General features: G+C 65.3%; 12 protein-coding genes. 2 read left to right on the top strand and 10 right to left on the bottom strand.

The features are described from left to right. Positions 1 to 9: 9 nt before the first annotated feature. Entirely contained in the window at positions 10 to 498 is a 489-nt protein-coding gene (locus ACE3UY_RS01855) for a GNAT family N-acetyltransferase (RefSeq protein ID WP_374685851.1), read from the bottom strand. Between the two features lie 148 nt (positions 499 to 646). Between ACE3UY_RS01855 and ACE3UY_RS01850 the strand changes: the two genes are divergently transcribed. Next, on the top strand, positions 647 to 2,392 hold the full coding sequence (locus tag ACE3UY_RS01850) for a hypothetical protein (RefSeq protein ID WP_374685850.1): 1,746 nt from the start codon (positions 647 to 649) through the stop codon (positions 2,390 to 2,392). A gap of 26 nt (positions 2,393 to 2,418) precedes the next feature. Continuing rightward, on the top strand, positions 2,419 to 5,178 hold the full coding sequence (locus ACE3UY_RS01845) for a cation-translocating P-type ATPase (RefSeq protein ID WP_374685849.1): 2,760 nt from the start codon (positions 2,419 to 2,421) through the stop codon (positions 5,176 to 5,178). A 79-nt stretch (positions 5,179 to 5,257) separates the two neighbouring features. Here ACE3UY_RS01845 and ACE3UY_RS01840 read toward each other — a convergent pair whose 3' ends face one another. From ACE3UY_RS01840 to ACE3UY_RS01800, 9 genes are all read right to left on the bottom strand, one after another. Beyond that, positions 5,258 to 6,154 (bottom strand): acyl-[acyl-carrier-protein] thioesterase, encoded by an 897-nt coding sequence (locus ACE3UY_RS01840; protein WP_374685848.1) that lies wholly within the window; start codon positions 6,152 to 6,154, stop codon positions 5,258 to 5,260. Positions 6,155 to 6,176: 22 nt separating this feature from the next. Beyond that, a complete protein-coding gene (locus ACE3UY_RS01835) occupies positions 6,177 to 6,911 on the bottom strand; it encodes a hypothetical protein (RefSeq protein ID WP_374685847.1) in 735 nt (244 codons plus the stop codon). Positions 6,912 to 6,945: 34 nt separating this feature from the next. After that, the gene (locus ACE3UY_RS01830) at positions 6,946 to 7,476 is read right to left on the bottom strand and encodes an NUDIX hydrolase (RefSeq protein WP_374685846.1); all 531 of its coding nucleotides are present in this window, start codon (positions 7,474 to 7,476) and stop codon (positions 6,946 to 6,948) included. 42 nt (positions 7,477 to 7,518) lie between these two features. Next, the gene (locus tag ACE3UY_RS01825) at positions 7,519 to 8,850 is read right to left on the bottom strand and encodes an MFS transporter (protein WP_374685845.1); all 1,332 of its coding nucleotides are present in this window, start codon (positions 8,848 to 8,850) and stop codon (positions 7,519 to 7,521) included. 72 nt (positions 8,851 to 8,922) lie between these two features. After that, entirely contained in the window at positions 8,923 to 9,459 is a 537-nt protein-coding gene (gene liaF / locus ACE3UY_RS01820) for a cell wall-active antibiotics response protein LiaF (RefSeq protein ID WP_374685844.1), read from the bottom strand. 112 nt (positions 9,460 to 9,571) lie between these two features. Then, positions 9,572 to 10,294: a winged helix-turn-helix domain-containing protein gene (locus ACE3UY_RS01815; RefSeq protein WP_374685843.1), complete on the bottom strand. Its 723-nt coding sequence runs from the start codon at positions 10,292 to 10,294 to the stop codon at positions 9,572 to 9,574. A 141-nt stretch (positions 10,295 to 10,435) separates the two neighbouring features. Then, positions 10,436 to 10,843 carry a phasin family protein gene (locus ACE3UY_RS01810; protein ID WP_374685842.1) on the bottom strand — a complete coding sequence of 136 codons (408 nt, stop codon included), beginning with the start codon at positions 10,841 to 10,843 and terminating at the stop codon, positions 10,436 to 10,438. A 359-nt stretch (positions 10,844 to 11,202) separates the two neighbouring features. After that, positions 11,203 to 12,063 (bottom strand): orotidine-5'-phosphate decarboxylase, encoded by an 861-nt coding sequence (pyrF, locus tag ACE3UY_RS01805; protein WP_374685841.1) that lies wholly within the window; start codon positions 12,061 to 12,063, stop codon positions 11,203 to 11,205. Between the two features lie 22 nt (positions 12,064 to 12,085). Continuing rightward, positions 12,086 to 12,463, bottom strand: a complete 378-nt coding sequence (locus ACE3UY_RS01800; protein WP_374685840.1) for a hypothetical protein — start codon at positions 12,461 to 12,463, stop codon at positions 12,086 to 12,088. Between the last annotated feature and the right edge of the window lie 124 nt (positions 12,464 to 12,587).

Raw genomic sequence — 12,587 nt, 5'->3', positions numbered from 1 at the left:
GTTTGCCCATCATGCCTCCAATGTCAGTTCCATGAACAGTCCGTTCTTCTCCTGTCCGTAAGCCTCGATAAAGGTGAAGCCCAACCCCCGGTAGAGCCGCAACGCCCGATCCTGCCCCGCGTCGGTCGTCAGCCGCACGCGCCGGTAGCCGGCCGCGCGGGCGAAATCGAGCAGTTGCCGCGTCAACCGGTAGCCGATGCCCTGGCCGTGGTACGCCTCCAGCAGCCACAGGCGTCGGAGTTCGGCCGTCGAGTCGTCGACGCGCCGGATGGCCGCCGTGCCGACCAGCCGCTCATCGTCCATGACCACCAGGAAGCGACCGGCCGGCGCGCTGTACTGCGCGCGGTAATCGTCCACATCCACCAATCCATGCCCGTGACGCTCAACGAACGCCTCGAAGGTCGAGTCGGGTTCCAGAGTGCGCGCGGCGATGGACAGGATGAGATGTTTGGCCTCCGCGACCTGTTGTGGGTCGAGCAATCGAATAGTCACCGTCATACGACAACCCATACCTCCAGAGACAAACGGGGCAAATCTTACCGAGGTCTGCGCGTGGCGACAACTGCGGGCTGCCAAGTTTTCCCATTCCACAAGAATAGTCTATCATTGCGCAGTCATGAGTTCGGGAAGTGAGCTCCGTCGTCCCATGGTCGCCCGGCAATTCCACCGCGCCCGCCGGCAGGCTGCCCTGGAAAGCCTCTTGGCGCGCCTGTCGGGCCACTCGGCCGAACTCCTGTCCTACGATGAGGTGGTCGGCAAGCTGGGCGTGGCCGGCCAGTCGCCGGGCGGCGTGCGGCAAATCCCGATCGCGGCCATCGTCGGCAGCGTCGGGCGCTACGGCGACTTCTCGCGCACCTTCCTGCCCCGGCAGGAGTCAGACGAAGATCGCTGGGTATCCGTCGGCGCGGCGGCCCCCACCGTATCTGACCTCCCGCCGATAGAGGTCTACAAAGTCGGCGAATCGTACTTCGTTCTGGACGGCAACCACCGCGTCAGCATCGCCCACCGGCAGGGCCTGGACTACATTGACGCCCGCATTACCGAGGTGCGTACGCGCGTCCCATTGCCGCCAGGAGCCAAACCGGACGCCCTCATCATCGCCGCCGAGTACAGCGCCTTTCTGGCCTACACGCAACTCGATGTCAGCCGGCCCAACCTGGATTTGCAGGTTAGTGTGCCCGGCCAGTATCGCCACCTGGAGAACCACATCGAGGCATGGCGCTACCTGCGCGAGACGGCCGAGGCGCGCGACATCCCCCTGCAAGAGGCCGCGGTCGGCTGGTACGATGAGAGCTACTTGCCGCTGGTGCGCGCCATCCGCGAGCAAGGCATCCTGCGCTACTTCCCCGGCCGCACTGAGACCGACTTCTTCGTCTGGCTGGCTCGCCATCGCGCGGAGCTTCAGAACCAATTGGGCTGGGCCATCACACCGGACGTAGCCGTCTCACGGCTGCTGGCGCGGGCGCGAGAGGACGAGCGGAGCCAGCGCCGCCTGTCAGGAGCCGGGCTGCGACGCCTGACGCAACTGGTGGCGCCGGAGCAGCCGCCAACGCGGTCCTGGGCCGGCGACCGCACGCTGGCCCGCTACTCCGACCATCTCTTCGCCAGTGTCCTGACACCCTACGTCGTCACCCGGCTAAACGGCGCGCCCATGCCCGATGAGAATGCCCTGGCCGTCGCCGCGTCGCTTTGCCGCGCCGAGAAAGCCCAGTTGCACGTACTGTGCGCAATCAACCACGATCCAGACCCGACCGAGACGCAAGCCATTGAGGCGTTGCGCGGTTTTATCCAACACCAAAGCCTCAAGCACGACTATGAAGCGGACGTGGACGTGGAGACGACCAACGCGACTGAACGGACGTTGGCCCTGGCCTATCTGCACGATCTGGTCGTCATCGATCGCCGCTTCGGCGCGCGGACGTGGGACGAGCCTCCGCCGACGATGGCCGTCCGCCGCATCGTGCGCGCGGCTCACCGGCCCGTATTGATCCCCGGCGAGAGGGCCGACGAAATGCCGCCGGCCCACGTGTTGCTCGTCCACGACACCCGCCGCCCGTTCGATGAGAGCGTGTTCATCGCCGCCTATCTGGCCGAGCGCTGGCAGGCCCGGCTGACCGCCCTGCCCATCGCCAACAACCGCAATACCGAAGGGGTCGTCGGCCGCATCGACGACTACTTCAAGCTCCACGAGGTGGAAGCGTGCTTTCTGGCTCCGGCCCGGCCCGGCGTGTCGCTGCCGGCGGTTGTCCTGGAAGCGGCGGCCGACGCGGGCTGTGACCTGATCCTGCTGCCCGCCCCCAGCGGCCGGCATAATAATCGGCGGCTCGATCTGAGCGACGCCATCTTCAGCGTGATCCAACACTGGCCGCAGTCTATTCTGATTGCCAGCTAGGCAATGACAACCAAAAGGAGCAGCCCATGACTGTTGAGTGGTACAAGATAACAGCCGAGCAAGCGCTGCGCGAACTGGGCAGTTCGGCCGATACGGGACTCACCACCGACGAGAGCCAGCGACGACTGGAGCAGTACGGCCCCAATGAGCTTCAGGAGAAAGCGGGGCGGACGCGCCTGCAAATCCTGTTTGAGCAGTTTCTCAACATCCTGACCATCCTGCTGGTCATCGCCGCGCTCATCTCGCTGGTGTTGGGCGACTGGATTGAGGCTATCGCCATCTTTATCATCGTCATCCTGAACGGCATTCTGGGCTACACCCAGGAATACCGCGCCGAGCAGTCGATGGCCGCCCTGAAGCGGATGTCGGTGCCGATCGTGCGCGTGCGGCGCGACGGGCGATTGGGCGAGGTATCGGCCATCAACCTCGTGCCCGGCGACGTGGTGGTGCTGGAGACGGGCAACATCGTCCCGGCTGACGGGCGCGTCCTCTCCGGCGTCAACCTGCGCGTCGAGGAGGCCGCCCTGACCGGCGAATCGGAGCCGGTGGACAAAGACGCCTCACTCGTGTTCGACAGCGATCGGGCCTTGGGCGACCGGCGTAACATGCTCTACAGCGGAACCATCGTCAACTACGGGCGCGGCGAGTTCGTCGTCACCTCAATCGGCATGAAGACCGAATTGGGCCACATCGCGACGATGATCCAGTCGGTGGAGGAGGACGAGACGCCGCTGCAAGAGCGCCTCGACAAGCTCGGTCGTGTCCTGGCCTACGCCGCGCTGGCCCTCGTTACGGTGGTCATCGTCCTCGGCCTGCTGCGCGGCACCACGAATATCGAGGAGTTGTTGCTGACGGCGGTCAGTCTGGCCGTGGCCGCCGTGCCGGAGGCGCTCACGGCCGTCGTCACCATCGCCCTATCGCTCGGCGCGCAGCGCATGCTCAAACGCCAGGCGCTCATCCGCCGCCTGCCGGCCGTGGAGACCCTCGGCTCGGTGACCGTCATCTGCTCCGACAAGACGGGCACACTGACGCTGAACCGCATGACCGTGCAGGTGGTGGACATCGCCAATCACCTCTTCCGCTTCAGCCACAACCAGGACACGGGCCAGATGGCCCTGGAACGGGTGGCGGGTGAATCGGAGCCGCGGGCCGCGGAGCCGACGCTCGACCTGTTGCTCATCGGCGGCGCGCTGAACAGTGACGCCGCGCTCAATACCGTGGATGGGCAACACCATGCCATCGGCGACCCCACAGAGGCCGCGCTGGTCAGCGCCGCCGCCCTTACCGATTTGCGCAAGCCGGAACTGGAGCGCTCGTTCCCCCGCGTGGCCGAAGTGCCGTTCGATTCGGTGCGCAAGCGCATGACCACGCTGCACCGCACGCCGAAGACCATCGAAGAACTGCCGCCGGGGTTGATCCCGATCTGGCAGAGCCGCTTCGGCCCGGCCGACGCCCTGCCGCCCTATATCGCCTTCACCAAGGGCGCCATCGACAGCCTGATGTCGATCTCGAAGGACGTGTGGGTCGAGGGCGAAATTCACCCGCTGGATGAGTCGTGGCGGGCGCGGCTAATGGAGTCGCACGACCGGATGGCGGCGCAGGGTATGCGCGTTCTGGCCGTGGCCCTGCGGCCGTGGGATCGCGAGCCGGAGGACACGACCGAGAAGTCGCTGGAGCGCGACCTGATCCTCGTTGGCATGTTCGGCCTCATCGACCCGCCGCGGCCGGAAGTCACCGACGCCGTGCGCGAATGCCGCGAGGCCGGCATCCGTCCGGTCATGATCACCGGCGATCACCCGCTGACCGCCCGCCACATCGCTCAGCAGATCGGCATTGTCGATAACGACAAATTCCTGACCGGCCAGGAACTGGATCGCATCTCGCCCAGCGAGCTGGAAGAGCGGGTGAAGGACGTGTCGGTCTTCGCTCGCGTCTCGCCGGAGCACAAGCTGAAGCTCATCGACGTGCTCCAGAAGCAGCACAATATCGTCGCGATGACCGGCGATGGCGTGAACGACGCCCCGGCGCTCAAGAAGGCCGACATCGGCGTGGCGATGGGCATCACCGGCACGGACGTGGCCAAGGGCGCGGCCGAGATGGTCCTGCTCGATGACAACTTCGCCACCATCGTGGCCGCCGTCGAAGAGGGGCGCATCATCTATGACAACATCCGGCGCTTCATCAAGTACCTGCTGACCTGCAACGCCAGCGAGATCGCCGTGATGATCATTGGGCCGCTGTTGGGCATGCCGCTGCCCCTGCTGCCGCTCCAGATTCTGTGGATGAACCTGGTCACCGATGGTCTGCCAGCGCTGGCCCTGGGCATCGAGCCGGCGGAGAAGAACGTCATGCACCGGCCGCCCTACTCGGCCACGGAGAGCGTCTTCGGCCGGGGCATGCCAACTTTCATCGTCGTCTTTGGCGTGGTGCTCAGCCTGATCGCCATTGGCGCGGGCTTCGGACTGTGGCGGGAGGGCGATCCGGCCTGGCAGACAGCACTCTTCACGACGCTCGTCTTCTCCCAGTTGACGATGGCCCTATCGGTGCGTTCGGAAGAGGAGTCGCTATTAAAAACGGGCCTGCTATCCAACAAGCCAATGCTGGGGGCTATCGTGGTGACGGTATTGCTCCAGTTGGTGCTCGTTTACTGGGGGCCGGCGCAGCGCATCTTCCGCACCACGGCGTTGACCGGCCGTGACATGGCCATCGCCGTCGGCCTGTCGCTGCTGGTTATCGTCGCTGTCGAAATCTGGAAAGCCGTCATTCGCAGCCGGCGGCAGAGATAGGGGTTAGGGACTAGGGGTTAGGGAAGCACGTTCTTCCCTAGCCCCTAGCCCCTAGAACCTGGCCCCTAGCCCCTAATCCCTACTCCACCATATTCGGGCGGAAGTCGTCCAGAAAGGCGGTCGGGATGCGGCAGGGGCGGCCGGTCGCCAGGTCGATGAAGACCCACAAGCCCTGAGCGCGGGCCAGCAGCGCGCCGTCGGTCGCGCGCCGCACCTCGTGGTGGCGCAGCGCTGTAGCCCGCTTCACGTCGGAGATGTAGGTCGTGACCTCTAGCTCATCCCCCATCAGCGCCGGCTCGCGGTACTCAATGCGATAGCGCCGGGCGACAATGCCCACGCCGGTCGCCATCAGCCGTGGCAGAGGCCAACCGTGGGCCGCGGCGACCTGAACATTGCACTCCTCGATGAAAGCCAGATAGTTGGCGTTGTTGACGTGCTGGGCCGGATCGATGTCGCGCCACTCCACGCGGCGGCGCAGGCGAAAGATGCCCGGCGGCGGGGGCGGGGCCGGCGGAAACGGCTCGCGCCGCTCGCCGGGGGCCGCGCCGGGATGCCAGAAGGCGGCGACCATCTCCGGCGAGATAGTAGCCGGACGCAGCGTCGCGCTGTCCAGCAGCACCCACTCGCTCGACGCGGATGCCACCGGCTCGTCGTTGCCGGCCAGGCGCAGTTCGTACATCCGGCGCGACCGCACGCGGCGGAAGTCGTCCACCCACGTCTTGACGATGACGGTGTCGCCGTAGACCAGCGGGCGCAAGTAGGTGATGTCCGTCTCGCGCACCAACCACTGCCGGCCGATCTCGGCGTAGCGGGCCACGTCATAACCGACGGCCGCCGACGCGTCGAAGGCCGCCTCCTGCATATAGCGCAGGTAATTGGCATGGTTGACGTGCCCGTAGGCGTCGCACTCGTAGTGGCGAACGCGGAAGGCGCGCTCCAGAAAGGGCGTGGGCAGCGCCGGCGCGAGCGGCGCCATGGGGGATTCGCCGTCCGTCACGTTAACCTTTTCCCGCCGCGGTAGCGGCGGCCGCAGCGGCCCGTTGCCGCTCCAATTCGGCCAGCGTCGCGTCGTAGCGCCCGGCCAACTCGATCAGGTAATCCTGGAACTCCGACCACTGATCGGCGATGGTCAGCGCCGTGCGCCGTACCTCTTCCGTCTTCTGGCGACGCGCCCAGCGGAAAATGGCCCGCATCAGCGCCCCAATCCGCGCCCGCGCCTGCTCCACGATCTCCCGCGCCAGATTGAGGAAGGGACTGGTCTGTGTGGTCTCTAGCACCTGATGGAGCGCCGCGGCGGCCGTCTCCGCGCGGGCCGGGTGGTCGAGATAGCCGCGGCCAATCATGTAGTCCAGCAGAAAGGCGCGATGCCAGTAGTAGCTGAGCTTCTCGCTGGCGTCGACCACGGTCAGGACGTAGACGATCGTCCGCCACAGGTTGCGGATGAGATAGACCACGGCGCGCAAGGGTGTCAGCAGGCAGCCGGGCCAGCAGCCGACGCGGGAGCGATTGACCGCCCGCACTGAGTGGACCGGCAAGGTTCGGCCGCGCCGCCGGGCGATGTCCTGAGGCATGCGCCGCTTGAAGTACTCCTCGATGAGCGCATCGACAAACGGGATGGGCAGCAGCAGCGACAGCCCGGCGAACGTGGCGTCGGCGTAGATGAGCCAATCGAATTCGGTCGGCACGCGCTTCGACGCGGACGAACCGGGTGTGGGGGTGGGTGAGAGGGTCAAGATGGCTCCCTGTAGCACAGGCTGACAGCCTGCGCTACGAGTGGTCGAGATGGGCCAACAACTCGCGCAGGCCGATGATGGTCTTCGAATCCCGAAACTCGCGCGCGTCCAGCATGCGGCGCACCTCGGCCAGCGGCAGGCGCACGAGTTGCAGGTCCTCGGTCGATTCGGGGTGCGCGCCTACGTGCTCCAGGTCGAACGCCAGAAAGACGACAATACGCTCGGTGGAGAAGCCGGGCGAGACGAAGAAGTCGGCCACCAACTCCAGCCGGCCGGCGCGGTAGCCTATCTCCTCGCCCAGTTCGGCCTGAGCCCGTCCGGCCGGATCGTCGTCGCCGCGCTCCAGCTTGCCGGCCGGAATCTCCAGCAGATCCTGCTCCACGGCCACCCGCGGCTGGCGCACCAGCAGGACGCTGTCATCCAGCAGCGGCACGACGGCCACGCCGCCGGCGTGCTCCACAATGTCATAGGCCACCGACTCGCCGCCGGCCGTCAGCACGCGGCCGGTCTTGACAGTCAGGATACTGCCCTCGAATACCGTTTTCTTGTCAACCCATTCAACCATAGCGCTCCCTGTGCAAAAGTGACGCCGCAACCGGCGCATGGATCAATTGGTCGCGACCGGCGCGGCGTGGCGCGGTTCACGCACGGTGAAGTGCATCAGCCCCAGGGCCACCAGCGTGACGGCCGCGCTCAGCGCGAACAACAGATCATAGCTGATGCCGGCCAGCCCCGCCCCAACCAGCGGCGCGGCCACACTGGCCAGGCCGACAGTCGTGTTAGCGAGGCCGGTATACGTTGGCCGTTTCTCCGGCCGGCCGAACTCCATGATGATCAGGATGCCGGAGACGATGACCGCCCCGTTACACATACCCAGCAGGACGAACACGGCGAAGTACCAGGCCGGCGACGGAGCCAGCCAGGCCAGCGAGAAAGCCAGAACGGCGGCCAGCGCGCCCAGTTCTAGCGATACCTTGTGCCCGAAGCGGTCGGCCAGCAGGCCGAGGGAAGCCGTGGCCAGCGCCTGGCCGAGTAGCTGCGCGGCCGTAAAGCCCCCGACGGTGCTATCGGCGATGCCCCAACGGCGGACAGCGGCGACGGTGATGAAGCCCGTGCCGAGCGCGCCGAAGGCCAGCAGCGTGCGGGCTGTCAGGAAGCGTCGATAGTTCTCATCGCCGCGCAGGATTTCCGGCAGCTCGGCGGCAAACTGGCGGCTACTGCGGCGCGGGGCGCGGCTGGCCGGCGCCGGCTCGCGGGTGAGGCTGATGAAGACCCAACTCACGGTCAGGAAGATCGCCGCCAGCAAGAAGTTGTAGACGAAATTCGTGGCAAACGGCAGGCGGGCCAGCAGCCAACCGCTGAGTAGCGCCCCCAGCGCGCCGAAGGCCGTCCCCGAGAACATGGAGATGCCCAGAAACCGGCCTCGTCGCTCCGTGGGAAAGGCGCGGGCGATCATGTCTTGCCACGACGTGGCGACCAGCCCTGCCCCCAGACCGCGCCAGGCGTAGCCGACGAGGAAGATGGCCACGGCCAGCGCGGGCGACCGGCCGGCCACCAGCGCCGATACCACCAACAGCCAGATCGGCGCCCGCTCCAGCACGAAGCCGACACGCACGATGACCGGCTTCTTGCGGGGCAGGCGCTCGACCAGGTTGGCCGTCAACAGTTGCGGCAGGAACCACGCCGCCTGGGCAATAACCGCGGCGATGCCGATAGGCAGCGGGCTGTCGCTCAGTTTGCTCAGGTACAGCGGCGCGACCGTGGTCGCTGCCACGAAGCTCAGGCCGAACCAGAAGCAGGTGTTATCGATCAGGTTAACCGCGAAGTTCCAGCGGTAGTTGCGCTCGACTTCCGCGCGGATGTCCGCGTCGGAGCCAAAGCGCAGCGGCCGGTCTAATTCCAGGAACCAGCGCATGATGTAGAGTAGACGTGCCGACAAACAAAGCCTCCGGGACAATGCCTCATCGATCGCCCCGGAGGCAAGCATACCGCGACGATGCGCGGCTGTCGATTAGAAGCGGCGGAGTTTGATGTCGCCGACGAACTGGGTCAACTCGAAGCGCACGCGACGCTCGGCGGCTTTATACGCTTCGCTGCGCCAGTGCACCGGCGACAGGAAGCTATCTTCCTCCTTCTGTCCATCTATCTTGAGCGTGGTGACAAACGAAGCGAGATCCAGGGCCACCCCCACCTCGGCCGGGGCGTAAATTTCGAAGTCGCCGACGAAGCTGAAGGCGCGAATGACCGTCTCTCCGGGCGGGATGTCGGCCTTGGTCAAATCAAAGTTGGCATCGACAACGAAGCTCCAGATCTCTTCATGTGCCAGCGCCCACTGCCCGCCGCGCTCCAGATCGCCGATGAGGATGATGTGGCTCGCGGTGTCGGCCGCCACCATGCGCGGTCGCAGCAAGACGAAGACGCCGAGCAGGATCAGCCCCAGGGGGAAGCAGACCGCCCAGATATTGAAGTTGAAGATATTGCCGATGAGCAAGACGACGCCGGCGAGCATGATAAGGCCGCCAATGATAGCCATACCTTGGTTGCGCATGCGGAACGCTCCTTGACCGTGTGCTTGAAAATCGCCGCGAAACGTCCCGTTTGGAACGCTTGCCATTATTCTCTCTACGCAGAGACAGGTGGTCGAGTCGCGCGTGGCCGGCTCAGGATGGCGAGAGGACACCATCGGAGCAGAAGGTGTAGCCGTGGCCGCGCACCGAGAGGATGTGGCGCGGCTCGTCGGGCAGAGGCTCGATCTTCTGGCGCAGCCGGTGGATGGTGACGCGCAGCGTGCCGCGGCCGACGCGCCCGCCCGGCCAGACCTGCCCCATCAGGAAGTCGCCGCTCAGGATGCGCTTTTCATGCCGCATGAGCAGATCGAGCAACGCCGCCTCGCGGTCGGTCAACGTGACGGCGCGACCGTCAACGTCTAGGGATTGCTCCAGACGGTTGAGCCGCACGCCGGGCGCGATCTGCTGTGAAGCGGCGGCGTTGCGATAAGAAAAGTCGGATAGCCGCCGCAACAAGCGCCGGACGCGCGACACGATCTCTTCCGGGGAAGCGGGCAGCAAAACCACATCGTCGGCGCACTCCTCGATCAGGTAGGCCGCCTGGTCATGCAGCGGTTCGTGGGCGATGGCGATGACAGGCACGTCGGCCGACAGATGGATCTCGCGGCAGAGATTCATGCCATCGTCCGTCCCATTGATATGCGGGGCGACGATCATGAGATGGGGCAAGCCGAGACGTTCGACGCTGCGCAGGCCCTCTGTCGTCGAAGCGACACACGTGACGAGGAACCCGCTATCGGCCAGGGCGCGACACAGCGCGTCGCGCTCCGGTTGATCGGCGTCGGCGATCAGGATGCGAATCTCATCACCCTTCATACTCGTTCTCCTGTCTGCGGCGCGAGACGGGCAAACAAAAAAGCCCAGCGCGCGGCGCGCCGGGCTTCGTGAACGATGATAATGGCTGTGGGCTTCGCCAATGGCGAAGGCCCCCAGACAATACGGCGACGATGATTCGATCTACTGCGCGGCCGCGTTTTCCTTAATAACCTTGTCCAGCTTGCGCTCGACCGAGTGGACCTTCTTGGTCATCGCCTCGATCTGATCCGAGGTCGGGACGTGCACGCGGGTCAGAACCTGCTCGCTGTACTTCTCAAACGTATCGCTGGCCTTCTTGACCGTGTCCTTGGCCATAGTCTGCGGCATCTCGACCAGTTCGTTCACCCGGCCCTTGTTGTCCTTGGCCATCTTCTCGCCCCGCTCGATCAGCGTGTGGCGATAGTCCTTGCCGCGCTTCACCAGTCCCTGAACGTTTTCCTGGACGACGCTGACCACGCCCAGCCCCATGTAGAGGCTATCGCGCCCAAGCTCCACGACCTTGTCGGACAGGGTCTTGACCTCTTCCACCAGTTCAACTTTCTCTGCCATTTTAGCTCACCTCATATTTCTCATACGGCCCGTTGCCAAGCCGGCTTAACGCGTTGCGTCATATCAGTCTTTACTATAACGCAATGCGTCATCGTTGTCAAGAGGGCAAACGGGCCGCGGCGAGGGTGAGCCGCGTGCATGCTGGCTGTATGTAAACAAGCGCTGTGATGGGCGGGCAGCGAAGCGATGGGCGCATGGTAGCGCACCGCTGTGGATTAGGCAAGTAGGGGCAGACCTACGTGTCTACCCTGGGCAGACACACAGGTCTGCCCCTACTTATGCCGGTTCGTAGTCAGGCAATTCATGGCCGTTCTTCCCGCCCTCGTGCAAAAAATGGCAACGAATTGCCTGACTACAAACTATGAACGCGCCGGGAGCGCCGCTGCTTCACGCAAGCGGTTAATGTCGTCGCGCAGCGCGCGGGCGGCGGCCCGCGCCGCATCGGCGAAATCCAGACCGGCCGAGGCGTAGAGCACGCTGCGCCCGGCATTGATGACCGGTCCGGCGAACGCATCAGAGCCATAGACCACCGCCGCGTGCAGGTCACCCCCCTGCGCGCCGATACCAGGGATGAGAAAGTTGGCCGACGGAGCCAGGGCGCGGGCAGCGGCTAGTTCAGCCGGATAGGTAGCGCCGACGACGAAGCCGCAATGGCCGTCGCCGTCGCCGGCCCAGGCGGGCGCGGCGCGCATCACGTCAGCCGACAACCCGTGGCCGTCGGTCAGGTCGCCCTGAAACTGCTGCGCGCCCGGATTCGAGGTGCGCGCCAGCACGTAGACCGCTTTCTCCGGCCGGCCGCTGAGCAACGGCCGCACCGCCGGCGCGCCGACGAACGGGTTGACGGTGATGGCGTCAACGCCCCATTCATCGTAAAGCCCTTTGCCCCAGGCGGCCTGGGTGTGGCCGATGTCGCCAATTTTGGCGTCGAGGATGATCGGGATGTGGTCGGGGATGTAAGCGATGGTGCGCTCCAGCGCGATAACGCCGGCCGCGCCCCATTGCAGATAGAAACCGAGATTGGGTTTGTAGGCGCAGACGAGGTCAGCCGTGGCGTCGATGATGGCGCGATTGAAGGGCAACAGCGGCTCGTCCCAACGCGCGACCGCCTCGACGGGCAGCTTGTCCGGCTGAGGATCAAGTCCAATGCAGAGCCACGAGTTGTTGATCTGCTGGACGTGGCGCAGTTTCTCCAGGTAGCTCAAAGCACCCCCTTTCAGCATGGGCCGGCCGCGCCGGCTCCCCTCAGGGAGGGCCGCCGGGCCGGCCGGCGAAGCGCTGTTCGGCGAACAGCATGGCCGTACCGACCAGCGTGGTGAGCGCGCCCTGCCGCAGTTGGCGCATGTGGCCGCTGCCGATGTGGCGCCCCTTCAGAAAGCGGCGCTCGGCGTAGACGAAGACGAGTTCCGCGGCCAGAGCCGCCGTCGTGGTCACCAGGGCGTGGCCGATGGTCGCGTCGGGCAGGGGCGCGGCCGGCCGGGTGTCGGCCTCAATCCAGTACGGCTCATTCTCGTCCGAAGGCATCACAATGGTCTGGCGGAGGAGCGGCCGGCCGCACCGGCCGCAATAGCGATTTTCTGTCGGGTTGATGGTCTCGCAATGGGGACAGGGCCGCTTCATCATTGTCATGCCTCTCGGTTTTTAAAGGTCACTACAGGTTACACAAATAACACCGCTCGCGCCGAAAAGAAGCGGTGAAAATTCCGACCCAATGGCATCAGGTGATGAAATCCACCGCGACGATAGT

This window comes from Promineifilum sp. (SeqCode) (assembly GCF_041918635.1).
Classification (GTDB): Bacteria; Chloroflexota; Anaerolineae; order Promineifilales; family Promineifilaceae; genus Promineifilum.
Note: the sequence above shows the minus strand (reverse complement) of the source record. Positions and strands in the feature narration are given on the sequence as shown.